Source organism: Acidovorax sp. 106 (assembly GCF_003663825.1).
Lineage (GTDB): Bacteria > Pseudomonadota > Gammaproteobacteria > Burkholderiales > Burkholderiaceae_C > Acidovorax.
In genome coordinates, this window is record NZ_RCCC01000001.1 from 3614629 (window position 1) to 3641232 (window position 26604).

The window sequence follows — 26604 nt, forward strand, 5'->3', positions numbered from 1 at the left end:
TCGTATCCGGCGTGTTCATCCACGTTCCACGGGGCGCGTCGAATCACTGCACCACTCGCTCCAGCTGCCCGCAAAAAGTGATGTTTTTCCGAGCCCGGCGACTTCCATCGCCAGCACATTGGGCACCGCGCTCACGCCGCTGCCGCACTGGTGCACGACAGAGCCTGGTGCGCGGCCTGCCAGCAGCGTTTCAAACTCCGCACGCAACACGGCGGCAGGCTTGAAGCGGCCGTCCGGCCCCAGGTTGTCGCCAAATGGCCGGTTCAGCGCACCCGGAATGTGGCCCGCCACCGGGTCCAGCGGTTCCACCTCGCCCCGGTAGCGCGGCGCACCCCGTGCATCCACCACGGTTTGCCCAGGTTGCTGCAGGTTTTGTAGCACCTCAGTGGCTGTGACCAAGCGGCGCAGCGGTGCCTTCAAAACGAAGTTGCTTTGAAAATGGCTGGGTTCATCGCCGCTGGCCACCGGGCCGCCTTCGGCTTGCCAGGCTTGCAGCCCACCGTCGAGCACGGCCACGGCATCGTGGCCCGCCCACTTGAGCATCCACCACAGGCGCCCGCAGTAGTTGGCGCCGTTGCGGTCGTACACCACGGCCTGCATGCCGTTGGCAAAGCCCACGCTCGACAGCCACGTCGCAAAGCGTTCGCGGCTGGGCAGGGGGTGGCGCCCGCCCGAAGCAGGCTGGTCTGCCTCTTGGGCCACCAGGGTGCCGTGGGCACCCGGTGCGCCGTGCTTGGCGCTTAGATGCTTGTCCAGGTCTGCGTACACCGCACCGGGGATGTGTGCCTGCGCAAACGCCTGCGCCCCGGCCGAGGGCTGCATCAGCTCAAAGCTGCAGTCGAACACCATCAAGGGATGGCCGCTGGCCTGCAGGGCCTGCAGTTCGGTGGGGGCGATGAGGGTGGTGTAGGTCATTGGCAAAGGCTCCATGGGTGGCACTTTAAAGCGGCTAATAAAACTCTTCTGGCGTCGTTGTGCGTCTTGTCGTACTACTCGTACTGCCTGCGACGCAGCGCCTAGCCATAACCGCTTCGCTGAGTTTTGTTAGCCGCTCCTAATGTTCTTCCGCTGGGCTGTCAGGGGCGGCACGCGCGCGCAGCACGGTCGCCACGATACCGCTGCCCACAATCAACACCATCCCCACCCATCCAATGGTCGGGATGTGGTCATTGAACAGCACCACGCTGTAGATGGCGGCAAACACAATGCCTGAATACTGCAAGTTGGCCACCACCAGCGTGCCGCGTGGGGTCTTGGCGGTGGCGTAGGCGCGCGTCATGCACAGCTGTCCGCCCGCCGCCAGCACCCCAATCGGCAGCAGCCACAGTGCGGGCCAGCCAGGCCAGGCCGAGGTGCCGGTAAAGAGCATTGCCAGCCCCCCAGCGGCTGCCGACCCCACGGCAAAGTAAAACACGGTGCGCGACTCAGGCTCGCCCAGGCGCGATAGCGCCATCACCTGCATGTAGGCGAAGGCGGCTGTCATGCCCGACATGAGCCCGATGAGCCCTGCAAACGCCTGGTTTTGATCGAGGCTGGGGCGCAACATCAGTACCACACCGACGAAACCTGTGAGCACTGTGACCACCAGTGAGCCCTGGAAGGCCGGCCGTGGAGCGGTGGCTGAGGGGCGCCAGGCGATCAGCGCGCCGCCCACCAGAAATGCGGCAATCCACACGCTGCTCATGTAGTTGAGCGTCATGGCCGTGGCCAGCGGCAATTGGCCAATGGCATAAAACCACGCACCCAAAGACACCACGCCCACCAGGCTGCGCCATGCATGCATGCCAGGGTATTGGGTGGCCAGTGACACCCGTTGCGAGCGGGCCAGCAGCCACAAGATGGCGATGCCGATGAAGCCCCGATAGCAGACCAGCTCTGCAGCGTTGAAGTGGGCCGATGCCATCTTCACGCACACCCCCATGCTGGCAAAAAGGAAAGCGGCCAACACCATCCAGAGGGCTTGCATCGAGGGGGAACCTGTTCAGAGGGTTGAAATAAAAATAGCCGCCAAGGCTGGTTGGACCAGCGCTGACAGCTATTCTAATGAGAGCAGGCACAACAAGTACGGCGATTCGGCAGGCATTCGCAGGGCAGTTTGTCGCTTCAGTGGCCAAAGAACGTGCGAGATGGTGATGGCCCCCAACACTGGCGCGAACCAGCCCAGCCCAGTGCCCCGCGCAAGGGCCGCCAAGCCGCGGATGCGGCGCTTCGCTTGCGTGCGCCGGGGGCGTCCCCCTTGGGGGGAAGGCGCGCAGCGACTCAGGGGGGGCTTCCCATACTTTTGCGGTACCACTCGTGAAAGTGCTGCATACCATCTTCCATGGGGCTCTGGTAGGGGCCGACCTCGTTGTCGCCACGGGCCAGCAAAGCCTTGCGGCCCGCATCCATGCGTTCACCGATTTCGTCGTCCTCGATGCAGGTCTCCATGTAGGCGGCCTTCTGTGCCTCGACGAATTCGCGCTCGAACGCCGCGATTTCTTCGGGGTAGTAGAACTCCACCATGTTCAGCGTCTTGGTCGGGCTGATGGGGTGCAGGGTGGACACGGTGAGCACATGCGGGTACCACTCCACCATGATGTGCGGGTACAGCGTGAGCCAGATGGCGCCGTGCTTGGGTGGCTCGCCATTGCGGTAGGCCAGCAGGGCTTCGTGCCAGCGCTCGTACACGGGACTGCCGGCCTTGCCCAGGCGGTTGGCCACACCCACGGTTTGCACCGAGTAGTTCTTGCCAAACTCCCAGCGCAGGTCGTCGCAGGTGACGAAGCTGCCCAGGCCGGGGTGGAAGGGACCGACGTGGTAGTCCTCCAGATAGACCTCGATGAAGGTCTTCCAGTTGTAGTTGCACTCGTGCAGTTCGACATGGTCGAGCACATAGCCATCAAAGCTCAAGTCGGCCTGCGGCCCCATTTGCGCCAGGTCTGCGGCCACGTCGTAGCCGTTGTCTTCAAACAGAAGGCCGTTCCATTCGCGCAGCTTGTAATTGTTGAGGTTCAGGCAGGGGTCGTGCGCAAAATGCGGCGCGCCCAGCAACTCGCCCTTGGGGCTGTAGGTCCAGCGGTGCAGCGGGCACACGATGTTGCCGCCCGCGCTGCCTTTTTGCTGCGTGTGCAAAGAGCCCTTACCCTTGAGCATGACCGCCTGGCGGTGGCGGCACACGTTGGAGATGAGTTCGACCCCGCCCTGGGCGTTGCGCACCAGCGCGCGGCCCTCGCCCTCTTGGGGCAGTGCGTAGTAGTCGCCCGCATGGGGCACAGACAATTGGTGCCCCACATAGCGGGGCCCGCGCTGGAAGATGGTGTCCAGCTCGCGCTGAAACAGCGCATCGTCAAAGTAGCTTGAAACTGGTAGTTGGCTTGCAGCCTGCTGCAGTTGAAGACTTAAATCAGACATGGGTGACCTGACCTAAAGACTCCCCACAGGGAAGTGCGGGAGGTGCGCCGCAGCGCATCCATAAAAAAGAAACCGGCTCACTGAATGAGCCGGCTTGGCGGGAATGGGATTATAGGCGGTGGGGTTATTCCCGCAGCCCCCTTACGTGTATTGAGAATTGATCGAGGACAGGGTCTTTGCAGTTTTTGCGATGGCTTGGCAGGCTGTGATTTGCAATAAACGGCCCTGCAATCAGTCTCGGTGCAGAGGCTGCGCCTAAAATCGCCCGTTTTCATCTGCGCGCACTGCCCACAAGCCCATGCCCAAGGCCACCCCCAAGACCGAACTGCCCCATGAGCCCGCCAGCTACGAAGCCGCGCTGGAAGAACTGGAGCAGTTGGTCACCCGCATCGAATCGGGCCAGATGCCCCTGGACCAGATGCTGGCGGGCTACCAGCGCGGCGCCGTGCTGCTGGCGTTTTGCCGCAAACGGCTGGACGCGGTGCAAGACCAGATCAAGGTGCTGGACGAAGGCAGCTTGCAGGCTTGGGGGCAAGAATGAGCACCGCGTGGGACCTGGGGAGCTGGAGCCGGGAACACCTGGAGTGCGTGGAGCAGGCCCTGTCGCGCTGGGTGGGGCAGGGTGCCCCGGCCGGGCTGGGCGATGCCATGCGCTACGCCGTGCTGGACGGTGGCAAACGCCTGCGTCCGCTGCTGGTGATGGCGGCGTACGAGGCTGCACTCAGCGCCCGCCAGAGCACTTGGGGTGCTGCTGAGCGCAGTGGTGCTGACGAAGCCGCCTTGCGTGCAGCTTGCGCGGTGGAGCTGATCCACGCTTACTCGCTGGTGCACGACGACATGCCCTGCATGGACAACGACGTGCTGCGCCGTGGCAAGCCCACCGTGCATGTGCAGTTTGGCGAGGCCCAGGCTCTTTTGGCAGGCGATGCGCTGCAGGCCTTCGCTTTTGAATTGCTCACTCCCGACGACGAACGCATTCCGGGCGCCGTGCAGGCCAGCCTGTGTCGCCAACTGGCGCATGCGGCAGGCTCTGCCGGCATGGCCGGTGGGCAGGCGATTGACCTGGCCAGCGTGGGGCTGGCACTGACCGAAAGCCAACTGCGCGAGATGCACCGCCTCAAAACGGGCGCTTTGCTAGAGTGCAGCGTCATGATGGGCGCTGCCTGTGCCAGCGTACCGCCGCAGGCCAAAACAGCCTTGCAGACCTACGGTGCTGCGGTGGGGCTGGCGTTTCAGGTGGTCGACGATATTCTGGACGTGATTGCCGACTCGGCCACGCTGGGCAAAACGGCAGGCAAGGACGCTGCCAGCGACAAGCCCACCTATGTGTCGCTGTTGGGGCTGGCCGCAGCGCAGGCCTATGCCAGCGAGTTGCTGGCCGCCGCCCATGCAGCGCTGGCAGACAGTGGTTTGCCCGACGTGCGTGCCCTGGCGGCCCTGGCCGACATGGTGGTGCGCCGATCGCACTGACCGGGCGACGCTGCGGCCCACCGTGCATGTTGCCTGGAATGTGTATTCAATCAGCCCCTGGCGCTTATCAATAGAGCGCTGGTAGCTATCAAAATAATAGTAAATGGCCACGACCTCCTTCCCCCTGCTGCAAACCATCAACGACCCGGCGGATGTGCGCAAGCTGTCACGGGCAGACCTCAAGGTGCTGGCCACGGAACTGCGTGGCTTTGTGCTGGAGAGCGTGTCGCAAACCGGCGGGCACCTCAGCTCCAACCTGGGCACCGTAGAGCTCACCGTGGCCCTGCACCATGTGTTCAACACCCCCGACGACCGCTTGGTGTGGGATGTGGGCCACCAGACCTACCCCCACAAAATCCTGACCGGGCGGCGCGACCGCATGGCTACCTTGCGCCAGCTGGGGGGCATCTCGGGCTTTCCGCAGCGGGCCGAAAGCCCCTACGACACCTTCGGCACCGCGCACTCCAGCACCAGCATTTCTGCTGCGCTGGGCATGGCCATGGCCGCCAAGCGCAAGGGCGAAAACCGCCGCGCGGTGGCCATCATTGGCGACGGCGCCATGACGGCGGGCATGGCCTTTGAAGCCCTGAACAACGGTGGCGTGACCGATGCCAACCTGCTCGTCATCCTGAACGACAACGACATGAGCATCAGCCCGCCCGTGGGTGCGCTCAACCGGTACTTGGCGCAATTGATGAGCGGCCAGTTCTATGCCGCTGCCAAGAACGTGGGCAAGACCGTGCTGCGCCCCGTGCCGCCCCTTTTGGAGCTGGCCAAGCGCTTTGAGCAGCAGGCCAAAGGCATGGTGGTGCCCGCCACGCTGTTTGAAAAATTCGGCTTCAACTACATCGGCCCCATCGACGGGCACGACCTGGACTCGCTCATCCCCACGCTGGAGAACATCAAGGGTCTCAAAGGCCCACAGTTCCTGCACGTGGTCACCAAAAAGGGCCAGGGCTACAAGCTGGCCGAGGCCGACCCCGTGGCCTACCACGGCCCTGGCAAGTTCGACCCCGCAGTGGGTTTGGTCAAAAGCGCGTCCGCACCCAAGCAGACCTTCACGCAGGTGTTTGGCCAGTGGCTGTGCGACATGGCCGCGCAAGATGAGCGCCTGGTAGGCATCACCCCCGCCATGCGCGAAGGCTCGGGCATGGTCGAGTTTGAAAAGCGCTTTCCCGATCGCTACTACGACGTTGGCATTGCCGAGCAGCACGCGGTGACCTTTGCTGCAGGCATGGCCTGCGAAGGCGTCAAGCCCGTGGTGGCCATCTACTCCACCTTCTTGCAGCGCGGCTACGACCAGCTTATCCACGACGTGGCGTTGCAAAACCTGCCTGTGGTGTTTGCGCTGGACCGCGCCGGGCTGGTGGGCGCCGACGGCGCGACGCATGCGGGCGCCTACGACATTCCGTTTGTGCGCTGCATTCCCAACATGAGCATGGCCTGCCCGGCCGACGAGCGCGAATGCCGCCAGCTGCTCAGCAGCGCCTTTGGGCAAGACCACCCGGTGGCCGTGCGCTACCCGCGTGGCAGCGGCGCGGGCGTAGTCCCCTTGGCCACGCTGGAGGGGCTGCCCTTTGGCAAGGGCGAGGTGCGCCGCGAGCGCTCGGGTCTGGCTGCAGGCAACCCACCACGCATTGCCATTCTGGCGTTTGGTACCCTGCTGTACCCCGCTCTGGAAGCCGCCGAAGTGCTGGACGCCACCGTGGTCAACATGCGCTGGGCCAAGCCGGTGGATGTGGACTTGCTGCTGGACGTGGCCTCGCGCCACGATGCGCTCGTCACCCTGGAAGAGGGCGCCATCATGGGCGGCGCAGGCAGCGCCGTGACCGAGGCGCTCAACGCCGCTGGCATCACGTTGCCCGTGCTGCAACTGGGCCTGCCCGATGTGTTCATCGAACACGGCGACCCGGTCAAGCTGTTGTCGTTGCAAGGGCTGGATGCCGCCGGGATTCGCGCTGCGATCGAAAAGCGGTTCCTCTGATGGGGGTCTTGCGACCCTGGGGCTGAGCGCCTTGCTTTGCACCCTTGGGCATCGATAGAGGCCATTCATCAATCCCCTTTTCTTGCTTGAAATGCGCATGCTGCACCCCCTTCTCATGGTGCCCTGACAGCGCGGCGCCAGCTTGCTTGCAGAACCCTGAAAGCCCCTCGCAGCAGGGGCTTTTTCGCGGGAAAACCCCCAAAGCCCGGGGTGGCCATATTCCTACAATGAATGTGGCTGAAACAAGTCCTCGGCACGGCTGCGTACCGCGCGTGCATGCTGGGTTTTGCAATCAAATATCGGAGAGAACCTCATGGATCGTCGTTCCATCATCAAGCGCGCAGGCATTGCCGGCGTGCTGGCCGCAGGTGCTGCGCCCGCTGTCCACGCGCAAGCGGCCGTTCGCTGGCGCCTGGCTTCCAGCTTCCCTAAGTCGCTGGACACCATCTTCGGTGGCGCTGACGTGTTTGCCAAGGCCGTCAAGGCCATGTCTGGCGGCAAGTTTGAAATCTCCGTGCACGCCGGTGGCGAGCTGATGCCTCCCTTTGGCGTGGTGGACGGTGTGCAGCAAGGCACGGTGGAAATGTGCCACTCGGTGCCTTACTACTTCTACGGCAAGAACCCCGCCTTCGCGCTGGGCTCGGCGATTCCCTTTGGCTTCAATGCACGCCAGATGGATGCGTGGATGTTGCACGGTGGTGGCCGCAAGCTCATGAACGAGTTCTATGGCGGCTACAACATGGTCAGCTTTGCGGGCGGTAACACCGGCACGCAGATGGGTGGCTGGTTCCGTAAGGAAATCAAGACCCCTGCCGACTTCAAGGGCCTGAAGATGCGCCTGGGTGGCGGCTTGGTGGGCGAGGTAATGCAGAAGCTGGGTGCTGTGCCCCAGAGCATTCCTGGCGGCGAAATTTACCAATCGCTCGAAAAGGGCACGATCGATGCCGCCGAGTGGATCGGCCCCTACGATGACCAGAAGCTGGGCTTCAACAAGGTGGCCCCCTTCTACTACTACCCTGGCTGGTGGGAAGGTGGCCCTGAGGTGGACTTCTTCATCAACAAGAAGGCCTTTGAAGGCGTGTCGTCTGAGTTCCAGGCCATCATCGAAGCCGCATCGGCTGTGGCCCACAACGACATGCTGGCCAAGTACGACGCCTTGAACCCCACCGCGCTCAAGCAACTGGTGGCTGCCAAGACCAAGGTGCTGCCTTTCTCGCAAGCCGTGATGGACGCTTCGTTCAAGGCTTCGATGGAAGTGTTCGCCGAGAACGACGCCAAGAGCCCAGAGTGGAAGAAAATCTACGCTGCCATGCGCTCGTTCCAGCGTGACCAGATCCTTTGGTTCCGCTTCGCCGAAGCCCGTTACGACACCTTCATGTCGTCGCAAAAGATCTGACGGTTGCTGGCGCTGCAGGGCTTTGTGCCCTGCATGCCGAGGCCCCCGAACCCACTGGCACTCCGTGCCAGTGGGTTTTTTTATGTGCTGTTGTCCTGATCCAGGTGGGCGCAATGGCCTCAATGGCCTGTCCGTGCGCTGACTTGGGAAAGCCGTGAGCGGCGCTTGAGGAGTCGTCGGTGGATGGGGCAATGCAACAGTGCCGCCAGTGGGGTCAGTAGGGTGGCTCCTGCCCTGGCGTGGAGAGCATGGGCTGGTGGTATTGAGCACTTTTTGTCTGCAGGTGGTGCCCCACAGGATGGCGGTGTTGCTGCCTGTGGGCTCTGTTGGGGCTGAGTAGCTCACCGTTGGGAGCCATACACAAAAAAGCCCCGGCAGACGCAGCGTCTGCCGGGGCTCGGGGCTTGAATAGGCGCTGGTGTTTTGGCAGCGCCTCCTTTCGTTGTGCCTTACTTCTTCTCTTGTTCCAGAGAGTCTTGCAGGGCCTTCAGCGGGTCATCTGCCGCTGCGGGTGCTGCGGGTTCAGTGCTGGTCGAGCCTTCCATACCCGCAGTGGGGTCTGCGGCTTCGGGCATGGCGTCAGGCATGGTGGCTTCCATTTCCATGCGCACCTTGTCCAGGTCATAGACCTCTTCTTTGTCCAAACCGCTGGAGACGATGCCTGGGAAGGCGATGACCAATCCCACCATGGTCAGCTGAATGATCAGGAAGGGGATGGCACCCCAGTAGATCTGCGGCGTGGTCACCGGGGCGATCATCTTCTTGGTGACCTTGTCCATGTACTCTTTGGCAGGGGCCACGCTGCGCAGGTAGAACAGCGCAAACCCGAACGGTGGGTGCATGAACGAGGTTTGCATGTTGATGGCCAGCAGCACGCCAAACCAGATCAGGTCAATCCCCAGCTTGTGGGCCACGGGGGCCAGCAAGGGCACCACGATGAAGGACAACTCAAAGAAGTCCAGGAAGAACGCCAGGAAGAACACCATGATGTTCACGACGATCAGGAAGCCCAATTGGCCACCTGGCAGGCCTGACAGCAAATGCTCCACCCACAGCGGGCCGTCCACACCCTGGAAGGTCAGACCAAAGATGGTGGCGCCCACCAGAATGAACACCACAAAGCACGACAGCTTGGTCGTGGTGTGCACTGCCTGGGTCAGCAGGCTCATGCTCAAGCGGCCCCGCAGGATGGCCATGATGGTGGCGCCCAGTGCGCCCATGGCGCCGCCTTCGGTCGGCGTGGCTACGCCCAGGAAGATGGTGCCCAGTACCAGGAAGATCAGCAGCAGCGGTGGAATCAGGACAAAGGTCACACGTTCTGCAACGCGCGACAGCAGGCCCAGTCGGGTGATCTTGTTGATGCTGGCGGCCACGAAGGCCAAAGCCACGCCAAAGCACATGGACACCACGATGGTCTCATCCAGCGCAACCTTTTCCACCACTTCGCCAGACCACCATGTGTGCAGGGCTGGCATGTTTTTGGCCACGTAGACAGAGGCTGCCGTGCAGACCACGGTCAGAGCCAGCAACGAGGGCAGGCCGTTCTTTCCATTGTCTTCACGCAGGGTGCGCGCTTCGGGGGGAAGGGCAGGCACCCACTGTGGCTTGAATACCGCCAGCAAGATCACATAGAGGGCGTAAAAACCCGTGAGCATCAGGCCGGGCACAAACGCGCCCTTGTACATGTCGCCCACGCTGCGGCCCAGTTGGTCGGCAATGATGATGAGCACCAACGATGGTGGAATGATCTGAGCCAGCGTACCGGAGGCGGCAATCACCCCCGCTGCCAGGCGGCGGTCGTAGCCGTATCTGAGCATGATGGGCAAAGAGATCAAGCCCATCGAGATCACCGACGCCGCCACCACCCCGGTTGTGGCGGCCAGCAGTGCGCCCACAAAGATCACGGCCAGCGCCAGACCACCGCGGATGGGGCCAAACAGTTGGCCGATGGTGTCCAGCAAGTCTTCGGCCATACCGCTTCGCTCTAGGATCAATCCCATGAGCGTGAAGAACGGAATGGCCAGCAGCGTGTCGTTTTGCATGATGCCGAAGATGCGCAGCGGCACCGCTTGCAGCAGGGCTTCGGGCAAGACATTCAGCTCAATGCCGATGAAGGCGAAGAACAAGCCGCAGGCGCCCAGGCTGAAAGCCACAGGAAAGCCCACCAGCAAGAAACAGATGAGCCCCGCAAACATGATGGGGGCAAGGTTGTGTGCAATGAATTCCATGGTGTGTGTCTCCGCTTATGGGGCCGCTCAGTGGGCCTCGGCCTTGTTCTTGCCGTTGCCCTTGGCAGCTTCGGCCAGGTTGCGGATGGACTCGGCCAGCTCTTCTTCGGCTGTCTTTTCTGCCTTCTTGGAGGTGGGGTCTTCGATCACGCCCTTGAGGAACGCTAGGCGCTTGATCAACTCAGACATGCCCTGCAGCCACAGCAAGCTGAAGCCCATGGGGATCATCAGGTACACGGGCCAGCGGATCAGTCCGCCAGCGTTGCTTGACATCTCGCCCGAGGCCAGCGCGCGTGTGAAGAAGGGAATGCCATACCAGAGCACGGCAAAACACATGGGCGTGAGGAAGGCGATGTAGCCAAACACATCGATCCAGATCTGGGTGCGCTTGGAGAAGCGGCTCGAGACCACGTCCACCTTGACGTGCTCGCCCTGCAAGAGGGTGTAGCCCGCAGCGAGCAGGAACGAGGCAGCAAATAAATACCACTGCACTTCCAGGAACGCGTTGGAGCTGATGTTGAACGCCTTGCGCACCACGGCGTTCACACCGCTGATGACCGTGGAGGCCAAGATCAGCCAGACCACGTATTTACCGACCTGGGTGTTAAGCCAGTCGATCCCCCTGGATAACTTCAATAGAGCCTGCATGGTGTCTCCAATAAAAATGCTTTGCCGACATCGCGCTGGCCTTTCGTCCCGGTAGGGCGAAAGGGGGCACGAACTTTTACAACGGCGCGATTCTACGGAGCACTGTAAGCCGAGTCTGACAGCTGCGTGACGGTGTTATCCCTATGGCTGTATTGGTTCTTTAGCTACTAAAAGTGTAGCAATTAGGGTTTCTTCCTAGGCGTCGAAGTGCGTTTGGGACCCGCAAATTGCCACCACGGCAGCACGCTGCTCATCGCCAGAACCTCGCCACTGCGCATGGGCGTGTAGCCGGGCAGCTGGGCCATGTGCAGTTGCCAGGCGGGCGACAGCAGCAATGCGCGCAGCGCCCGTGTCGCAGGTTGCTCCAGGCTCGATTTGAGGCAGGCCAGGTGGTAGCGCTCGTCCACCAGCGGCACAAAATCCAGCCCGCGTGCGCGGGCCGCCATCTCGATGCCCAGGCCTGCGTCCGCAGCCCCGGCCACCACCGCCTGTGCCACGGCGGTGTGCGAGGGCTCATCGTGGTCAAAGCCCGTGATGTGCTGCCCGGTCAGGCCCGCCAGGGCCAGTTGGTCTTCCAGCAGCACGCGGGTGCCACTGCCCAGGGGCCGATTCACAAAGCGCGCGCCGGTGCGGGCCACATCGGCCAACGACTGCAGGCCCAGCGGATTGCCCTTGGCCACGATCAGCCCCTGCGTGCGCTTGGCAAAGCCAATGATCTTGTGCAGGCCCGGTTGCAGCAGCGGCTTGTAGGTGCGGGCGGCCAGTGAGCTGGCTGCGGGTTGCTCCAATGTATGAAAACCCGCCAGCGTGCAGCGGCCCTCGTTCAGCGCCCGTATGGCGTCCACGCTGCCAGTGAAGCGGATGTCCAGATGCAGCGCCCCTGACTCGCCGGGCGTGGCCGCGTGGGCACGCAGGGTGGCCAGTGCGTCGTCGTGGCTGGCGTACATGGTCAGCACATGGGCGCTGTCGTCAAAGGCCACGGCAAAGGCGCGCTCCAGGTCGGCGTGCAGGGCGGCAATTTGCGGCGCCAGGCGGGCCTGGGCCTGGCGCTCGGCCCACAGCAGCTTGGTGCCGAACTCGCTGAGCTGGGCGGACTGGCCCTTGCCCCAGATGATCAGCTCGCCGCCCAGTTGTTCCTCCCACCGCTTGAGGGCGCCCCAGACATGGCGGTACGACATGCCCAGCGTGCGCGCTGCGGCAGAGATGGACCCCTGCTGCGCCACGGCTTCCAACATTTCGGGCAGGGGGTTGCGGATCTGGGCGTCGCCCGCATCGCGGCTCAAGGTGTAGTGGAGTTGGATCCTATGCACAGGATTTCATATCGCTGGAGATTGGCTGGGTGCATACGATAGTCGAATCCATGTCCACCCTCACCGAAAGCGCGAACACAGCGCTGCAACTCACTTTCTCTGCCGACCCCGCTTTGTGGACCATCGTCGGCCGATCTCTGTCTGTCAGCGCCACCGCCTGCCTGTTGGCTTGTGGTGCGGGCTTGGTGCTGGGCGCCTGGCTGGGTGTGGCGCGCTTTGCCGGGCGCGGCGCGGTGTTGGCGGTGCTCAACACCTTGCTGGCCGTGCCCTCGGTGGTGGTGGGGCTGGTGGTGTATTTGCTGCTGTCGCGCAGCGGGCCGCTGGGCAGCTGGGGCTGGTTGTTCAGCTTCAAAGCCATGGTGCTGGCCCAGGCGCTGCTGGTGCTGCCGGTGGCCACGGCCCTGACGCGGCAGGTGGTGGACGATGCCGAACGTGCGCATGGTGAGCAACTGCGATCGCTGGGCGCAGGGCCGCTGTTGCGCAGCTTGTTGCTGGCATGGGACGAGCGCTACGCCTTGCTCACGGTGCTGCTGGCCTCGTTTGGCCGCGCTATTTCAGAAGTGGGCGCCGTGATGATTGTGGGCGGAAACATCGATGGCTTTACCCGCGTGATGACCACGGCCATTGCGCTGGAGACCAGCAAGGGTGACCTGCCCCTGGCGCTGGCGCTGGGCTTGATTTTGCTGGCGGTGGTGCTGGCGCTGAACGTGGTGATTGCGCTGCTGCGGCGTTGGCGCGAGCGGGTGGACGGTGCCAGCACCGATCTGCCCGTTGGGGTGGCCGCATGATGGCCGACCTGCCCCTGGACGCCATGACATCCCCTGTGACAGCGTCCCTCATGGATTTGCAGGCGGTGGACGTGCGCTTTGGCCGTGTACATGCACTGACGGGTGTGACGCTGCGCATTGCCCCTGGCGAGCGTGTGGCCCTGGTGGGCGCCAATGGCAGCGGCAAGAGCACGCTGCTGCGCGTGCTGCACGGCCTGGTGCCCGCCAGCGCCGTGCACTGCCACACGGCGCCCGCGCGCCAGCAGGCCATGCTGTTCCAGCGCCCCCACATGCTGCGCACCAGTGCGCAAAACAACGTGGCGCTGGCGCTGTGGCTGCGCGGCAGCCGCTGGGCTGATGCGCGCGCACAGGCACTGGCTGCGCTGCACCGCGTGGGCTTGCAGGCCATTGCCTTGCAAAACGCCCGCACCTTGTCGGGCGGCCAGCAGCAGCGTGTGGCACTGGCCCGCGCCTGGGCCTTGCGCGCCGATGTGTTGCTGCTGGACGAGCCCACCTCCAGCCTCGACCCGCATGCCAAGCGCGAGGTGGAGGCGTTGATGGCGGAGTTTGCTGAGGGGCACGCCGAGCTAGCCAGCGCGCAGCCCGTGACCATGGTGTTCAGCAGCCACAACCTGGGGCAGGTCAAGCGCCTGGCCAGCCGGGTGGTGTACCTGGAGCATGGGCGCCTGGTGGCCGATCTGCCGGTGCATGACTTTTTCAACGGCCCCTTGCCAGAGGCCGCCCGTTTGTTTGTCAAAGGAGAATTGGTATGAAGAATTTCAAGCTTTTGTGTGCTCTAGCGCCCGTCCATAAAGCGCTGGCAGCTATTGTTTTGGTAGCGTGTGGTGCCGCGTCGGCGCAGTCTATCACCATGGCCTCCACCACCTCGACCGAGCAGTCGGGCTTGTTCTCGCACCTGTTGCCTGAGTTCAAAAAGGCCAGTGGCCTGGATGTGAAGGTGGTGGCCTTGGGCACCGGCCAGGCGCTGGACACCGCCCGCCGCGGGGATGCGGACGTGCTCTTCGTGCACGACCAGGCCGCTGAAGAAAAGTTCGTGGCCGATGGCTGGGCCGTCAAGCGCTACCCGGTCATGTACAACGACTTCATCTTGGTGGGCCCTAAGGCCGACCCAGTGGGCACCAAGGGCAAGGACATTGTTGAAGCGCTCAAGAAGCTGGCTACCTCCAACGGCGAATTCGTCTCGCGCGGTGACAAGAGCGGCACGCATGCGGCCGAGCTGCGCTACTGGAAGCTGGCGGGCGTCGAAGCCAGCAAGGGCAGTGGCTACAAGGAGTGCGGCTGTGGCATGGGCCCGGCGCTGAACATCGCAGCCTCCAGCGGTGCCTATGTGCTGGCCGACCGGGGCACCTGGCTCAACTTCAAGAACCGTGCGGACCTGACCGTGCTGGTGGAGGGCGATACCCGCCTGTTCAACCAATACGGCGTGATGGTGGTGAACCCCGCCAAGCATGCCCACGTCAAGGCGCAAGACGCGCAGAAGTTTGTGGACTGGGTGGTGTCACCCGCCGGGCAGAACGTGATTGCCGCCTACAAGATCGGTGGCGAGCAATTGTTCTTCCCTAACGCAGCCAAGTGATCGGCCATGCCCGGATGCACGCCCCTACACAGCCGCCGCACGGCCACGGCGTGGTCGGCCTGCGCTGCGATGGCCGCCTTGACTATGGGGTTGGCAGGGTGCTCTGCACCGGCTGCCAAGGCACCCATGGCTGACGCATCGCCCATTGCGGTGTACGCCGCAGGCAGCTTGCGCGAAGCGCTCACCGAAATTGCGCTGAACCACGAAGCACGCACGGGCCAGCCCGTGCGGCTCACGTTCGGTGCCTCTGGCTTGCTGCGCGAGCGCATTGAGCAGGGTGAACCCGCCCAAGTGTTCGCTTCAGCAGACACCGAGCACCCACAGCGCCTGGCCGCCCAAGGGGGCTGGCAGCCTGTCGTCGTCTTCACGCGCAACGCCCTGTGCGCGCTGACGGGGCCTCATATCGACGCCATGCCAGACACCTTGCTGCCCACCCTGCTGCGCAGTGATGTGCGGCTGGGCACCTCCACCCCCAAGGCAGACCCCTCGGGCGACTATGCCTGGGCCTTGTTTCGCAAGGCCGACGCTGTGCAGCCAGGGGCCTACGCGGTGCTCGATGCCAAGGCGCTCAAGCTCACGGGGGCGGCCGACTCGCCCAAGCCACCTGCAGGGCGCGGCACCTACGCGTGGGTGATGGAGCAGCGCCAGGCCGATGTGTTTTTGACCTACTGCACCAATGCTGTGTCGGCCCAGGCCGAGGTGCCTTCGCTGCGCGTGGTGCCCTTGCCGGCAACGCTGCAGGTGGGGGCCGCCTATGGCCTGGCAGTGCGCGCAGATGCCTCGGCGCAGGCCAAAGCCTTTGCGCAGTCGCTCACCGAGCCAGCGGCGCAGGCTGTGCTGCAGCGGCTGGGTTTTGAGCGACCTTGAACGGTCCTGAATCGCCCCGTGTGGAGGCGATTCAATCGCCTTGCCTTAGCTTGGCGTTGGCAGTTTGCACGGCACACGCTGTACCAGCCTGGTGGGGTGCAGCGTGTGTCTTTTTCGTTTCAAGAGCGGCTAACAAAACTCCCCTGGCGTCGTTGTTCCGCCTTGTCGTACTCCTCGTACCGCCTGCCGCGTAACGCCCAGCCAGGGCCGCTGTGCTGAGTTTTGTTAGCCACACTAAGACTGCTTCAAGTCTCATCATCACGGTGGTGGCTGCTGCGCCAGATGGCACGCACCAGCCACAGCCCGCACACCACGGCCCCAAAAAATCCGAGAAAGCCGAAGGCGGGCAAGCCGAACAGAGTGGGCCCGCCTTTCACCGTCATCACGATGGACGAGCCAATGATGAGCGCAGCAATCACCAGTGCCATCGCCAGGCGGTTGGCCGATCGGTCGATTTGGTCGCCCACGCGTTTGAGGTGGGCCAGTTCAATGCCCACCTGCAAGTGCCCGCGCCGGGCGTTGCGCAGCAGGCGCGAGATGTCGTCGGGCAGCTGCTCCACCGTGGCCAGTGCGCGCCGCAGCGTTTGCCAGGTGCGCGTGGCAACGGCCTTGGGCTGGTAGCGGGCCTTGACCACTTGCTGCAGCAGGGGCAGCGCCTCGGATGCCATGTGAAAGCCCGGGTCGAGGTTGCGGCCCATGCCCTCCAGTGAGATAAAGGCCTTGATGAGCAGGGCCAGGTCAGAGGGCAGCCCCAGGTGGTGCTCGCGCAGGATGGCCGTCACGTCGGCCAGCATCTGGCCCAGGCTCAATTGCGCCAGCGGCACGCCGTGGTACTGGTCGACAAAGGCTTCAATCTCGGTTTCCAGCTGGCCCAGTGGCGTGCCCGGCCCATCGCCCGTCCAGTCCAGCAGCACATCGGCCACGGCTTGGGGCTGCTGCTCTACCAAGCCCAGCAGCAGCTGCAGCAGCTCATCGCGCCGCCGCTGCGACAAGCGCCCCACCATGCCAAAGTCGATGAAGGCGATCTGGTTGCCCGGCAGGTAAAACACATTGCCGGGGTGCGGGTCGGCGTGGAACACCCCGTCTTGCACAATCATTTTGAGCACGGCTTGCGCACCCCGCTGGGCCAGCACGGTGCGATTGAACCCGGCCTCTGGCGTCAGCGCATCCAGCGCCCCCCCGGGCGTGCCTGCGATGAAGTCCTGCACGTTGACCCGCTCGCTGGTGTGGTGCCAGTACACGCGGGGCACGGTGATCCAAGGCAGGGTCTTCAGGTTGGCGGCAATGCGCTCTGCCTGGCGGCATTCGCCTGCCAGGTCCAGCTCGCGCCGCAGCGACTGGGCAAACTCGCGCACCAGTTGCTGCGGGTGGTAGGGCTTGAGGGCAGGCAGCTCGGCCTCGGCCAAGGCGGACAGGCGCTGCAGCAGGCGCAGGTCTGCGGCAATGGTATCGGCAATGCCGGGCCTGCGGATCTTGACGATGACCTCGGTGCCATCGTGCAGCCGTGCGCGGTGCACCTGGGCGATGGAGGCGGCGGCCAGAGGCACCGTGTCGAACCAGGCAAACACGGCTTCGGGCTCGCCGCCCAGGTCTTCGCGCAGTTGGGGGCGCAGCGCCTCAAAAGGCACGGCGGGCACCTGGCTGTGCAGTTTCTCCAGTTCGGTGATGAATTCGGGGCCAAACAGGTCAGCGCGGCCCGCCAGAATTTGCCCAAACTTGACGAAGGTCGGGCCCAGCTCTTCCAGGGCCATACGCACCTGCACCGGGGGCTCGATGCGGGCCAGGTCTGCGGCGTGGGGGCGGTGCAGGGCTTGCCCCGCGCGTTCGAGCTTGTCGGCCAGGCCCAGGCGGCGCACGGTGTCGCCAAAGCCGTGGCGCACCATCACCCCCAGAATTTCCTTGAGGCGCCCCAGGTCGCGCGCGGTGTCCAGAGTCTCGATGAGCATGCCGGGATGATAGTGCGCAGGTGGTGGGGGTGCTTTGTCCCGGGGCAGCCCGGTGTTAGTTAGGTGGCATGCAAGGAGCAGGGCTGCCGTGAGCCAACTGGGTAGGTCAGGAGGGCATGGGTGCAGGGCTTGCCAAAAACGGCGATGCAGCCACCGCGGGGCGTGGGGGCAGTACCGTGATCTGCGCTGGGCGGTAGGCCTGGTGCCACTGGGGCACGGCCTCTGGTGGCATGGCTTTGCTGAAAAAATAGCCCTGAACATTGCCAATGCCGCTCTCCAGCACCGACTGCAGTTCTTGCTCTGTCTCCACCCCTTCCACCACCACCTCGAGGTGCAGGTCCCGTGCCAGCCGCACCACATGGCGCAGCAGGGATTGGCGGCGCGGGTCTTGGGGCAGCTGTCGCACAAAAAGCCGGTCGCACTTGATGCCACTGATGGGCAGGTCGGCCAGCACACCGAGCGATGAATAGCCGGCCCCGAAGTCGTCCATGAACACGCCAACGCCCAGCGTCCGTAAGTCGTTGATGGCCTGCACCATGTGTGTGCCGCAGGCAATTATGGCGTGCTCGGTCAGCTCCAGCTGCAGCATGCCCCAAGGCAGCCCGCGCCGTCGGAGCTTGGCGCCCAGCCATTGGGCAAAGTCGGGCTCCAGCAGAGTGACGGGTGCCACATTCACGCACACCTTGCTGCTGCGCATGCCCTGGGCTAGCCAACCCTGGGCGGCATCCAGTGCATTGGCCAGAACCAGCCGGTCCACCTGGCTGGTTTTTCCCTGCAATTCGCACACCAAAAAAAATGCGTCGGGGCTCAGGGGGCCCAGCAGCGGGTCATTCAGGCGCAGCAGCGCCTCGTAATGAACTTGGGGACCATACAGGTTGACGATGGGCTGAAAGTGCAGCGTGAGGCTGTTGCGGTTGAGCAGCCGGGGCAGGTGGTCGGCAATCAGCGACAGCTGGATATCGTGCGCTGGCGGCTTTTGTTGTGCCGGGATGACACGCATGAGCGACAACCCCAGCCGCTGCAGATGCTGGCGAACCTGGTCAGAGCGGATGTTGCGAAGCTGCTCCACAGTCAAGGCGAGGGTAAAGACCAGCAGCACCGCCAGCAATGTCAGGCCATTGGCTGGGTCACCCGCGGCTGGCTTTTGCAAGGGAAAGCAGTTGAGCAGCAGCCAGTGCAGTACCAGGATGGCTCCGCCGCAGATGAGCTTGTCCATCCAGTTTTGCGGGGTGTAGCGGGGGGTGAGTGCGCTCATCTTTGCAGCTCGGTGCCGGATGGCGGTGTAGCAGGCCACGCCAAAGGCTGTGGCGAAGGCCAGTGCAATGGCCAAACCATTGACCTCGGAAAAATGGGCCACATAGCTGCGGGCCAGCAAAAAGTGCCCTGACAACATGCCCAGTGCGAGCACCAAGCCTGCAGGAATTAGGCTGCGGATGCTGGTGCTGGTGCTCAGCGCCGGGATAGTGAGTCGGGAGCTGAAGACCATGACCAGCAAGCAGCCCAGCGCAGGCCCCAGTTCCAGGGCGTGGTGAGACAGCTCGGAGTACATGAACAGGCCCACCACATCCAGCGCCCAGACGATGCAACCAGTGCACAGCGCCGCATGCGATGCGCTGATGCGGCGGCTGGACGGGTCTACGGAAAATGCAGTGTGCTCTACCAGCCGTTGGCACACATGAACGACCAGTGAGGCAAAGCCCCAGTACAGCAGGCTGTGCATGAGTGGCGGAAACCCCACCCCAAACGCCTGCGTGGCGCCTTGCCAGATCGAAACTACTTCCACCCTGTGTTCACCTTCGTTTGATGCGGCCATCATACGGTTGAGGTACAACGGGAATGCAATTGACTTTCAATTGAGGTGCCTGCGCAACGCTCAAGATACATTTTGTTGACATTTTAAGCGGTGCGCAAAAATACCCCCTGGCTGCAGGCAGCGCGGTTGGGTCTTGGCGTTCAGGACGGGCGCTGAGTGTCGCGCCTGGAGGCGCGCTTTGCTGTTGGGGCCGCAAGCGCTAGGCTTGTGACGGCGGGGCCATGTATGGCCCCGGATCAATTCACGATGGCAATGCCCTTGATCTGGGCAAACACAGGCAGCCCGGGTTTCAGTTGCAGCGCGTGGGCCGAGCGCTGGGTGACCCGGGCCAGCAATCGGGTGTTGCCAGCGAGCAAGGCCACCATCCATTGGCCGGGGCTGTCTTCGCGCAGCTCGGCCACGGTGGCGGGCACGATGTTCAGAATGCTGCTGTCCTGCGGTGGGGTGAGTGCCAGGCTCACATCACGGGCCTGCACGCGCAGCTTGACGGTTTGGCCTGGCGCACGGGGTTGGGGGCTGACCAGCAGCAGCTCACCCCCGGCAAACGCCACGCTGGTGATGTGGTCCTGCGGTGCATGGTGCGCGACGGTGCCGGTGACCACGGTGGCTGCGGCGTCGCCTTGGGCCAGCGGCAGGTCCAGCCGGGCAATCAGCTCTGCGGTGGGGCCACTGGCGCGCACGCGGCCTACCTCCAGCAGCACCATGTGCTCGGCGAGCCGGGCCACTTCGTCCAGCGCATGGCTGACGTACACCACGGGAATGTCCAGCGCGCTGTGCAGCCGCTCCAGGTAGGGCAGCACCTCGGCTTTGCGCTGGGCATCCAGCGCGGCCAGCGGCTCGTCCATCAGCAGCAGGCGCGGGCTGGTGGCCAGGGCCCGTGCGATGGCCACGCGCTGGCGCTCGCCGCCCGACAGCGTGGCGGGCTTGCGCTCCATCAGTGCGCCAATGCCGAGCAGCTCCACCAGCTGCTCCACGGCCACCCGCCGCTGCGCCGCTGGGGTGCGCTGCAGGCCGTAGGCAATGTTGTCGCGCACGTCCAGGTGGTCAAACAGCTGCGAGTCTTGAAACACGTAGCCCAGTGCGCGCTGGTGCGCTGGGAGCCAGATGCGCGGGCCGTCTTGCACACCATCGTTTTGCCACACCTCGCCATGCACCCGCACCCAGCCCAGGGGGGCGTGCTCCAGCCCTGCCATGGCGCGCAGGCAGGTGGTTTTGCCGCAGCCCGAGGGGCCAAACAGTGCCGTGATTCCGCGCCCAGGCAGTTGCATGTCCACATCCAGCACAAAGCCGCTGCGCTGCAGTTGCAGGCGCACTTCAATGGGCGGGGCGGGCGCAGCCTGGGCAGGGCGGGGGGCGTGGGCCATGGTCAAAACGCTGCGGCGGGTTGGCGTCGCGTGAGGTTCAGGCCCAGCAGCACCAAGAACGAAAACAGCACCATGCCCCCTGCCAGCCAATGGGCCTGGGCGTATTCCAGCGCTTCTACATGGTCATAGATTTGCACCGACACCACGCGCGTCACGCCGGGGATATTGCCCCCCAGCATCAACACCACCCCAAACTCGCCCACGGTGTGCGCAAAGCTCAGGATGGCGGCGGTGATGAACCCTTGCCGTGCCAGCGGCAGCGCCACGGTAAAAAATCGGTCGAGCGGCCCCGCACCCAGCGTGGCGGCGGCCTCCAGGGGCTTCTTGCCGATGGACTCGAACGCGTGCTGCAGTGGCTGCACCGCAAAGGGCAGGGAATAGATGAGCGAGCCCACCACCAAGCCCCAAAACGTGAAGGGCAGGGTGCCCAGCCCCAGCCATTGGGTGAACTGCCCGAGGGCCCCGTTGGGCCCCAGCGAAACCAGCAGGTAAAAGCCGATGACCGTGGGCGGCAACACCAATGGCAAGGCCACCACCGCCGACACGGCGCCGCGCCAGCGCGAGGGCGTGTGCGCCAGCCACCAGGCCAGGGGCGTGCCCAGCACCAACAGCAGCGCCATGGTGGTGCCCGCCAGCCGCAGCGTGAGGCCAATGGCTGTAAGGTCGGCGCTGGAAAAAGGCATGGAGTGGGGCGGTGGCTGGGGAGGGCGGGCTAGAAACTATAGCCGTAGGCCTGGATGATGGCGCGGGCCTTGTCGCCACGCAGGTACTTCAGCAGCGCAGCCGCAGCCGCACTGTCTTTGCCCGGCAGCAGCAGCGCGGCATCCTGGCGGATGGGGTCGTGCAGTTGCGCTGGCACCCGCCAGGCCGATCCCTGGGCGATCTTGCCGTCCACCATCACCTGCGACAAGGCCACAAAGCCCAGCTGCGCATTGCCGCTGGCGACAAACTGGTAGGTCTGGGCAATGTTCTCGCCCTGCACCCAGCGCGGTTGCAGTTTGGCAGTCAGCCCCAGTTTGTCCATGGCTTGCGTGGCGGCCAGGCCGTAGGGGGCCAGCTTGGGGTTGGCCAGCGCCAGGTGCTTGAAGTCTCCGGTCTGCAGGACCTGGCCCTGGGCGTCCACATAGCCGGGCTGGGCACTCCACAGCACCAGCGTGCCAATGGCGTAGGTAAAGCGCGTGTTGGCCAAAGCCTTGCCATCCTTCTCCAGCTTGGCGGGGGTGGTGTCGTCGGCCGACAGCAGGATCTGGAACGGCGCACCGTTGGTGATCTGCGCATAAAACTTGCCCGTGGCACCGAACGACAGCTCGGTTTTGTGGCCGGTGTCGGCCTCAAAGGCGGCCGCAATCTTTTGCATGGGGGCAGTGAAGTTGGCCGCCACGGCAACCGAGACGGTGTCGGCGTGCGCGGCCTGAAGCACAGAGAAGGCGAACCCCGTCAGCAAAAGGTGGCGGGTCAGGGGCGCGACGCGATGGAGCATGGTGTGGCGGCGTAAAACGCTATTCATTAATGGAATAGCGAGAGTATAGGCACTGGCCTGCAATCACCTTCTGGGCGCATTGCTATGGACTGAGTTTTGTAGGATCCGGATGGGTGAGCCAGGCCACTACCCGGCGGGCCAGCGGCGCGGCCAGCATCACCGCTGGGAAGGCGAACAACCACCCGCTCAGCCAGGCGTTCATCCACAGGCCTGCAAAGCCTGGGTGCAGCGGCAGCGTGCGATAGGTGGCAATGCCCGACACCAGCAGCGACATGGTGCCAGACAGGATCAGGCTGAACAGCACGGGGCCATAGCGGGCGGGGATCATGCGGCGACCTTGTCTTGTGGCTGCTGGGTGGCCGCAGCCCCCAGGCGCTGCAGGGTTTGCGCGAAATGGTGGCCAAACATCCGGGCCGTTTTCACATCGCCCGGTGCAAACGCGTCAGCGGGCGAGCCATGGCCTGCCTGCGCCATCAGGCCCGACCAGGATCCCAGCCGGTTAGCGGCTTCGTCGTACGGCACACCCGCATGCTGCTCGGGCAGGATGGGGTTGCCCACCCACACCATGCCGTGCTGCATGGCAAACACAAACATCGACAGCAAGGTGGATTGCTTGTCGCCCGCAGGCAGCGATGACACGGTGAAGCCCGCCGCAAGCCGGCTTTTGAGCTGCTGCGTTTTCCACAGGCCGCCAGTGGCGTCCATGAAGGTCTTGAACGGCCCGGACACCCCGCCCAGGTAGGTGGGCGAGCCGAGGATGAGGCCGTCGTAGCGCAGCAGGGCATTTGGATTGAGGGCCAGGTCTTCGGCCCGAAGCAACTCGGCCTGGATGCCAGGAACGCCTTGGGCACCCTCGCAGACCTGCTGCGCAATGTGGGCGGTGTGGCCGTGGGCGCTGTGATAAATGATGGCTATGTTTTGCATGGTGTGGTTTCCTTGAAGGGTTTCTGGGAGTTGAGCGTGAGGGCGGTCATCGTGAAACCAGGCCGATGGCCAGCGCCGACAGGTACAGGCCGAAGCCAAACACGGTGTGGTTGGCCAGGCTGCGCAGGCAGTTTTTGAGTGGTGTGGGCGTGCGCGATGCCGCAATGCCCGAGCCCATGGCCGGTTGCATCACCAGCAGCGGCGCGGCCACAGTGCCAACGCCCATGGCCAGCGCGGGCAGCAAGGTGGGGTGATGCACCCAGCCCGCGCCCACCATGCTCAGCAGCACGGCGGCAAAGCCCACACCCACGGCGTAGTGCGTGAGCCAGCCCCAGGCCAGCTCGCCCCAGATGGGTGGCGCCTTGGCGATGGCCGCATGGGCGATGCGGCCCCGCAGCAGATGCCCGACCCAACGGCCGATGAAAGCGAAGTTGAGGGTGGGCACGCCCAGGTGCCGCAGCAGCACCAGCCAGGCGTCCATGACGGCGGTGGCGCCCACGCCGACGGGCAGGGCGAGCAGAAAGTCTTGCCAATGAAAAGCCATAAATAACCCCTTGAACGGTTGACGCAGGAACGGTATGAATTCACTATAGAAGTTCAAGTCAACTTGAAGTCAACAGATTTCTAAGAGGTTTTTTCATGGACATTTCGGAAGTGGCCAAACGCTCCGGCCTGCGCGCATCGACGCTGCGCTACTACGAGGAAAAGGGGTTGGTGAGTTCGGTGGGCCAGCCGGGCGAGCGCCGCCGGTTTGCCCCCGGCGTGCTGGAGCAGTTGGCGCTGATTGCCTTGGGGCAGTCGGCCGGGTTCTCGCTGGACGAGATCCGCTCCATGTTCCTGCCCAGCGGCCAGCCCAGCATCGACCGGCAGCTGCTCTCGGCCAAGGCCGATGAAATCGATGTGATGGTCAAACGCCTCAAGGCCATGAGCCATGGTTTGCGGCACGCAGCGGCTTGCCCGGCCGAGAGTCACGCGCAATGCCCGTCGTTCCAGCGGCTGCTCAAGGCCGCTGCGGCGGGGGCGCTGGAGCGCAAACAGAAGTCTTTGAAGCCCGTGGCTGGGGCGCGGCGCAAGCCTTTATGAGTTGCGGGAGAGACGTGCGCGCAATCACCGCTCAGGCATCATCGACCCATGCCTGCTTCTCTTTCTCTCTCTGACGCGCTGGGCCATGCGCTGTCTGACAAACGCATCGACATCCTGCGCCAGATTGGCCAGGGCGGCTCCATCTCGCAAGCGGCCCGTGCGGTGGGCGTGAGCTACAAGGCCGCGTGGCAGGCGGTGGACACCCTCACCAATCTGGCGGGCACCCCGCTGGTCAAGCGCGCTGTGGGCGGCGCCGGTGGCGGTGGTGCGGTGCTGACCGAGGCGGGCCAGCAGCTGTTGACTGCAGCCGACGCCATGGCCCAGGCGCGCGGCGCAGTGCTGGCACGTTGGCAGACTGACCCCCATGCAGGCCGTGCCGTGGCCCGCTTGGCGGTGCGCACCAGCATGCGCAACCAGTGGCCTTGCGTGGTGCAGGGCGTGCAAGTGCATGGGCAAATTGTGCTGGTTCACCTGGGCTTGGCCCTGGCTGCGGCGGGCGGGGCCGCAGGTGAGCTGCCTGAGGGTGACAGGAGCGGCGGGGCTGATTTTTTGGCCGCCCGCATCACGCGCGAGAGCGCCGAGTTGCTGGGTCTGCAACCCGGCCTTGCGGTGCAAGCGCTGTGCAAGGCGACGGCCGTGCGGGTCGAGCGGGCGGCACCGTACGCCCCCGTGCCGCAGGCCCCCGCCAGCACCTACCGCCTGCCCGCCAAGGTGGTGCGGGTGGTGCGCGGTGCCTTAGGCGACGAGGTGTCCGCTGAGCTGATGCTGGGCGCGCGCTCCACGGGCGTGCAGATGGTTGGCTTTGCGGCACCGGGCAGTGGCTTGCGCGTGGGCAGCCGGGTGGCGCTTGTGGTGGAAGACACGGCCGTGGTGCTGGCCCTGTCGGGCCTGTGAAACGCAGGCCATGTCATGGATTTGCTATTTATTTGATAGCTTTTAGCGCTTTATTCATAAGTGCTAGAGGCCAATTCCTCTGATTTTTGGCCTGTCTCAGGCTGCCCAGGCTCCATTTTTTTGAGCTGAGCCCGTCGAAGTTTTTGCGCCGGGGGATCTTCACTGCGGGCCCGGGGCAAGTGCGCGGCCTGCCGTCACCCGCCGCAAGCCACGCCTCGTTACTTGCTACCGCCCACACTGACCAACGGCGTGCCGCCATTGAGCAGCACCGTGTTGCCCGCCTTGCCTGCGATGGCGATGGCGGCATCGCGCTGCAACTCGGCCAGCTTGATCTCCTTGAGGGCCGGGGTGAGCGAGCGGCTGATGATCTCGTTGGCCTCGGCCTGGCCCTTGGCCTCCACCACCAGGCGCTCGGCTTCGGCCTTGGCCAGCTCCACCTCTTTGCGCTTGCGCTCGATGGCCTGGTCGGTCTCGGCACGTTGGCGTATGGCCGCTTCAATGGCGGGGTCCGTCAGCAGGTTGCGCACGTTCACGGCCGTCACGGTGAAGGCGCCTTTGTCGTTGGCTTCCAGCTCTTTTTGCAGACCGTCGCGCACCATTTCGGCCAGCTCCGTGCGCTTGGTGTGCATGGTGGTGGCGTCCAACTGGGCGATTGCCTTGTAGATCGCCTCGCGGGCTTCGCGGGATACGCGGCTGTAGGCAATTACGTAGTCTGCGGTGCCCTCGCGCACCACCTGCCGGTGCTGCACCATGTCGCCTTGGTACTTGGTGAACAGGCCGGGCACCGCGCTTGGGGTGGTCTTGTAATAGATGTCGATGTCCACGTCCTTCATGGTGAGGTTGTCGCGGCTTTTCGGGGTCAGGTTTTCTAGCGAAAAACTGACCTCTTTGGCGGTGAACTCGTCCACCGTTTTGAACAGGGTGAAGTAGATGCCCGGGGGCAGCGCCTCGGGGCTGACTTTGCCCAGCGTGCGCTCGACGCCGACGTTGCCGGTGTCGATCTGGCTGCAGGCACTCAGCCAGGCGGCTGCAACCAGCAGCAAAGGGGTGCGCAGGTGGCGGGTGATGGTTTTCATGGATGGCATGGTGGTCTTCACAGAATGGGGAGGGCGGGCAGGTAGTAAGCCAGTGCCAGCAAGGCCAGCAGCAGTGCAACGATGGCCGCAACGCGGCGCGCATGGGTGTGCAGCAGCCGCTGCGTGCGTTGGCGGGCAGAGGCACCAGCCAGTTGCCATGCGCCATACAGCCCCAGGGCGATGGCCAGCAAAAGCAGCAGGTGCTTCATGGTCGGCCTGGGTGGGCGGTGTTGGCCTGCTGGCACCACGGCCAGTGGGTGCGGTCCAGAGGGTGTGGCATGGTTCTCCCTTTCCTGTTGTTTTGGATATCTTTGGGTGCCAAAGATACCCCAGCCAAGGCGGCGCGGTGCCAGTGCCCCTTGGGCGC

26 protein-coding genes are annotated in these 26604 nt (G+C 64.2%); 10 read left to right on the forward strand and 16 right to left on the reverse strand.

The features are described from left to right. Nucleotides 1-15 precede the first annotated feature (15 nt). The 3 genes from C8C98_RS16040 to C8C98_RS16050 all read right to left on the reverse strand — a co-directional run bounded on the left by C8C98_RS16040 (nt 16) and on the right by C8C98_RS16050 (nt 3390). A complete protein-coding gene (locus tag C8C98_RS16040; protein ID WP_121455094.1) occupies nt 16-915 on the reverse strand; it encodes a sulfurtransferase in 900 nt (299 codons plus the stop codon). 139 nt (nt 916-1054) lie between these two features. Next, nucleotides 1055-1966, reverse strand: a complete 912-nt coding sequence (locus C8C98_RS16045) for a DMT family transporter (protein WP_121455095.1) — start codon at nt 1964-1966, stop codon at nt 1055-1057. Nucleotides 1967-2259: 293 nt separating this feature from the next. Continuing rightward, a complete protein-coding gene (locus C8C98_RS16050) occupies nt 2260-3390 on the reverse strand; it encodes an aromatic ring-hydroxylating dioxygenase subunit alpha (protein WP_121455096.1) in 1131 nt (376 codons plus the stop codon). 298 nt (nt 3391-3688) lie between these two features. Here C8C98_RS16050 and xseB point away from each other — a divergent pair, with 298 nt between their 5' ends. The 4 genes from xseB to C8C98_RS16070 all read left to right on the forward strand — a co-directional run bounded on the left by xseB (nt 3689) and on the right by C8C98_RS16070 (nt 8240). Then, nucleotides 3689-3931 (forward strand): exodeoxyribonuclease VII small subunit, encoded by a 243-nt coding sequence (gene xseB / locus C8C98_RS16055; RefSeq protein ID WP_121455097.1) that lies wholly within the window; start codon nt 3689-3691, stop codon nt 3929-3931. Then, complete coding sequence (locus tag C8C98_RS16060) at nt 3928-4860, forward strand: polyprenyl synthetase family protein (RefSeq protein WP_121455098.1); 933 nt, start codon at nt 3928-3930, stop codon at nt 4858-4860. Before xseB ends, C8C98_RS16060 begins: the two co-directional genes overlap by 4 nt. 103 nt (nt 4861-4963) lie before the next feature. Then, nucleotides 4964-6844, forward strand: coding sequence for a 1-deoxy-D-xylulose-5-phosphate synthase (dxs, locus tag C8C98_RS16065; protein WP_121455099.1), 1881 nt, complete (start codon nt 4964-4966; stop codon nt 6842-6844). Nucleotides 6845-7157: 313 nt separating this feature from the next. Further along, nucleotides 7158-8240: a TRAP transporter substrate-binding protein gene (locus C8C98_RS16070; RefSeq protein ID WP_099740753.1), complete on the forward strand. Its 1083-nt coding sequence runs from the start codon at nt 7158-7160 to the stop codon at nt 8238-8240. 449 nt (nt 8241-8689) lie between these two features. Here C8C98_RS16070 and C8C98_RS16075 read toward each other — a convergent pair whose 3' ends face one another. The 3 genes from C8C98_RS16075 to C8C98_RS16085 all read right to left on the reverse strand — a co-directional run bounded on the left by C8C98_RS16075 (nt 8690) and on the right by C8C98_RS16085 (nt 12426). Then, complete coding sequence (locus tag C8C98_RS16075) at nt 8690-10468, reverse strand: TRAP transporter large permease subunit (RefSeq protein WP_121455100.1); 1779 nt, start codon at nt 10466-10468, stop codon at nt 8690-8692. Nucleotides 10469-10495: 27 nt separating this feature from the next. After that, complete coding sequence (locus C8C98_RS16080; protein WP_121455101.1) at nt 10496-11116, reverse strand: TRAP transporter small permease subunit; 621 nt, start codon at nt 11114-11116, stop codon at nt 10496-10498. A 182-nt stretch (nt 11117-11298) separates the two neighbouring features. Further along, complete coding sequence (locus C8C98_RS16085; RefSeq protein ID WP_099655001.1) at nt 11299-12426, reverse strand: substrate-binding domain-containing protein; 1128 nt, start codon at nt 12424-12426, stop codon at nt 11299-11301. Nucleotides 12427-12476: 50 nt separating this feature from the next. On the opposite strand from C8C98_RS16085, the gene C8C98_RS16090 reads away from it, so the two are divergent. From C8C98_RS16090 to C8C98_RS16105, 4 genes are read left to right on the forward strand one after another with little or no spacing between them, the layout of a single operon-like run. Beyond that, nucleotides 12477-13214, forward strand: a complete 738-nt coding sequence (locus tag C8C98_RS16090) for an ABC transporter permease (protein ID WP_121455102.1) — start codon at nt 12477-12479, stop codon at nt 13212-13214. A gap of 50 nt (nt 13215-13264) precedes the next feature. Further along, nucleotides 13265-13966 (forward strand): ATP-binding cassette domain-containing protein, encoded by a 702-nt coding sequence (locus C8C98_RS16095; RefSeq protein WP_199726663.1) that lies wholly within the window; start codon nt 13265-13267, stop codon nt 13964-13966. Further along, nucleotides 13963-14790, forward strand: a complete 828-nt coding sequence (locus C8C98_RS16100) for an extracellular solute-binding protein (protein ID WP_121455104.1) — start codon at nt 13963-13965, stop codon at nt 14788-14790. The genes C8C98_RS16095 and C8C98_RS16100 overlap by 4 nt, the downstream gene beginning before the upstream one ends. A 6-nt stretch (nt 14791-14796) precedes the next feature. After that, the gene (locus tag C8C98_RS16105) at nt 14797-15657 is read left to right on the forward strand and encodes a molybdate ABC transporter substrate-binding protein (protein WP_233574569.1); all 861 of its coding nucleotides are present in this window, start codon (nt 14797-14799) and stop codon (nt 15655-15657) included. A 245-nt stretch (nt 15658-15902) separates the two neighbouring features. On the opposite strand, the gene C8C98_RS16110 is transcribed toward C8C98_RS16105, so the two are convergent. The 8 genes from C8C98_RS16110 to C8C98_RS16145 form a co-directional block, all read right to left on the reverse strand. Further along, on the reverse strand, nt 15903-17603 hold the full coding sequence (locus C8C98_RS16110; protein WP_121455105.1) for an AarF/ABC1/UbiB kinase family protein: 1701 nt from the start codon (nt 17601-17603) through the stop codon (nt 15903-15905). A gap of 106 nt (nt 17604-17709) precedes the next feature. Beyond that, nucleotides 17710-19419 (reverse strand): EAL domain-containing protein, encoded by a 1710-nt coding sequence (locus C8C98_RS16115; RefSeq protein ID WP_233574570.1) that lies wholly within the window; start codon nt 19417-19419, stop codon nt 17710-17712. A gap of 233 nt (nt 19420-19652) precedes the next feature. Further along, nucleotides 19653-20780 (reverse strand): molybdenum ABC transporter ATP-binding protein, encoded by a 1128-nt coding sequence (gene modC / locus C8C98_RS16120; protein ID WP_121455106.1) that lies wholly within the window; start codon nt 20778-20780, stop codon nt 19653-19655. Nucleotides 20781-20782: 2 nt separating this feature from the next. After that, nucleotides 20783-21463 (reverse strand): molybdate ABC transporter permease subunit, encoded by a 681-nt coding sequence (modB, locus tag C8C98_RS16125; protein ID WP_121455107.1) that lies wholly within the window; start codon nt 21461-21463, stop codon nt 20783-20785. Between the two features lie 29 nt (nt 21464-21492). Further along, nucleotides 21493-22260 carry a molybdate ABC transporter substrate-binding protein gene (gene modA, locus C8C98_RS16130; RefSeq protein ID WP_121455108.1) on the reverse strand — a complete coding sequence of 256 codons (768 nt, stop codon included), beginning with the start codon at nt 22258-22260 and terminating at the stop codon, nt 21493-21495. An 82-nt stretch (nt 22261-22342) separates the two neighbouring features. Then, nucleotides 22343-22588, reverse strand: coding sequence for a DUF2798 domain-containing protein (locus tag C8C98_RS16135; RefSeq protein ID WP_121455109.1), 246 nt, complete (start codon nt 22586-22588; stop codon nt 22343-22345). Beyond that, nucleotides 22585-23184 carry a flavodoxin family protein gene (locus tag C8C98_RS16140; protein WP_121455110.1) on the reverse strand — a complete coding sequence of 200 codons (600 nt, stop codon included), beginning with the start codon at nt 23182-23184 and terminating at the stop codon, nt 22585-22587. Before C8C98_RS16140 ends, C8C98_RS16135 begins: the two co-directional genes overlap by 4 nt. 46 nt (nt 23185-23230) lie before the next feature. Next, nucleotides 23231-23728: a DUF2938 domain-containing protein gene (locus C8C98_RS16145; protein WP_121455111.1), complete on the reverse strand. Its 498-nt coding sequence runs from the start codon at nt 23726-23728 to the stop codon at nt 23231-23233. Between the two features lie 95 nt (nt 23729-23823). On the opposite strand from C8C98_RS16145, the gene C8C98_RS16150 reads away from it, so the two are divergent. Both C8C98_RS16150 and C8C98_RS16155 read left to right on the forward strand, forming a co-directional pair. Then, nucleotides 23824-24267: a helix-turn-helix domain-containing protein gene (locus C8C98_RS16150; RefSeq protein WP_099655012.1), complete on the forward strand. Its 444-nt coding sequence runs from the start codon at nt 23824-23826 to the stop codon at nt 24265-24267. Between the two features lie 48 nt (nt 24268-24315). After that, entirely contained in the window at nt 24316-25161 is an 846-nt protein-coding gene (locus C8C98_RS16155) for a TOBE domain-containing protein (protein ID WP_121455112.1), read from the forward strand. A gap of 218 nt (nt 25162-25379) precedes the next feature. On the opposite strand, the gene C8C98_RS16160 is transcribed toward C8C98_RS16155, so the two are convergent. Beyond that, nucleotides 25380-26237: an SPFH domain-containing protein gene (locus C8C98_RS16160; RefSeq protein ID WP_158600176.1), complete on the reverse strand. Its 858-nt coding sequence runs from the start codon at nt 26235-26237 to the stop codon at nt 25380-25382. Between the two features lie 17 nt (nt 26238-26254). After that, nucleotides 26255-26446 carry a hypothetical protein gene (locus C8C98_RS21825; protein WP_158236308.1) on the reverse strand — a complete coding sequence of 64 codons (192 nt, stop codon included), beginning with the start codon at nt 26444-26446 and terminating at the stop codon, nt 26255-26257. Nucleotides 26447-26604: the final 158 nt, after the last annotated feature.

Bases quoted from the DNA above. Each gene is read 5' to 3' on its own strand.
- C8C98_RS16040 (WP_121455094.1), bottom strand. From the start codon at position 915: ATGACCTACACCACCCTCATCGCCCCCACCGAACTGCAGGCCCTGCAG.
- C8C98_RS16045 (WP_121455095.1), bottom strand. From the start codon at position 1,966: ATGCAAGCCCTCTGGATGGTGTTGGCCGCTTTCCTTTTTGCCAGCATG.
- C8C98_RS16050 (WP_121455096.1), bottom strand. From the start codon at position 3,390: ATGTCTGATTTAAGTCTTCAACTGCAGCAGGCTGCAAGCCAACTACCA.
- xseB (WP_121455097.1), top strand. From the start codon at position 3,689: ATGCCCAAGGCCACCCCCAAGACCGAACTGCCCCATGAGCCCGCCAGC.
- C8C98_RS16060 (WP_121455098.1), top strand. From the start codon at position 3,928: ATGAGCACCGCGTGGGACCTGGGGAGCTGGAGCCGGGAACACCTGGAG.
- dxs (WP_121455099.1), top strand. From the start codon at position 4,964: ATGGCCACGACCTCCTTCCCCCTGCTGCAAACCATCAACGACCCGGCG.
- C8C98_RS16070 (WP_099740753.1), top strand. From the start codon at position 7,158: ATGGATCGTCGTTCCATCATCAAGCGCGCAGGCATTGCCGGCGTGCTG.
- C8C98_RS16075 (WP_121455100.1), bottom strand. From the start codon at position 10,468: ATGGAATTCATTGCACACAACCTTGCCCCCATCATGTTTGCGGGGCTC.
- C8C98_RS16080 (WP_121455101.1), bottom strand. From the start codon at position 11,116: ATGCAGGCTCTATTGAAGTTATCCAGGGGGATCGACTGGCTTAACACC.
- C8C98_RS16090 (WP_121455102.1), top strand. From the start codon at position 12,477: ATGTCCACCCTCACCGAAAGCGCGAACACAGCGCTGCAACTCACTTTC.
- C8C98_RS16095 (WP_199726663.1), top strand. From the start codon at position 13,265: ATGGATTTGCAGGCGGTGGACGTGCGCTTTGGCCGTGTACATGCACTG.
- C8C98_RS16100 (WP_121455104.1), top strand. From the start codon at position 13,963: ATGAAGAATTTCAAGCTTTTGTGTGCTCTAGCGCCCGTCCATAAAGCG.
- C8C98_RS16105 (WP_233574569.1), top strand. From the start codon at position 14,797: ATGCCCGGATGCACGCCCCTACACAGCCGCCGCACGGCCACGGCGTGG.
- C8C98_RS16110 (WP_121455105.1), bottom strand. From the start codon at position 17,603: ATGCTCATCGAGACTCTGGACACCGCGCGCGACCTGGGGCGCCTCAAG.
- C8C98_RS16115 (WP_233574570.1), bottom strand. From the start codon at position 19,419: ATGATGGCCGCATCAAACGAAGGTGAACACAGGGTGGAAGTAGTTTCG.
- modC (WP_121455106.1), bottom strand. From the start codon at position 20,780: ATGGCCCACGCCCCCCGCCCTGCCCAGGCTGCGCCCGCCCCGCCCATT.
- modB (WP_121455107.1), bottom strand. From the start codon at position 21,463: ATGCCTTTTTCCAGCGCCGACCTTACAGCCATTGGCCTCACGCTGCGG.
- modA (WP_121455108.1), bottom strand. From the start codon at position 22,260: ATGCTCCATCGCGTCGCGCCCCTGACCCGCCACCTTTTGCTGACGGGG.
- C8C98_RS16135 (WP_121455109.1), bottom strand. From the start codon at position 22,588: ATGATCCCCGCCCGCTATGGCCCCGTGCTGTTCAGCCTGATCCTGTCT.
- C8C98_RS16140 (WP_121455110.1), bottom strand. From the start codon at position 23,184: ATGCAAAACATAGCCATCATTTATCACAGCGCCCACGGCCACACCGCC.
- C8C98_RS16145 (WP_121455111.1), bottom strand. From the start codon at position 23,728: ATGGCTTTTCATTGGCAAGACTTTCTGCTCGCCCTGCCCGTCGGCGTG.
- C8C98_RS16150 (WP_099655012.1), top strand. From the start codon at position 23,824: ATGGACATTTCGGAAGTGGCCAAACGCTCCGGCCTGCGCGCATCGACG.
- C8C98_RS16155 (WP_121455112.1), top strand. From the start codon at position 24,316: ATGCCTGCTTCTCTTTCTCTCTCTGACGCGCTGGGCCATGCGCTGTCT.
- C8C98_RS16160 (WP_158600176.1), bottom strand. From the start codon at position 26,237: ATGAAAACCATCACCCGCCACCTGCGCACCCCTTTGCTGCTGGTTGCA.
- C8C98_RS21825 (WP_158236308.1), bottom strand. From the start codon at position 26,446: ATGAAGCACCTGCTGCTTTTGCTGGCCATCGCCCTGGGGCTGTATGGC.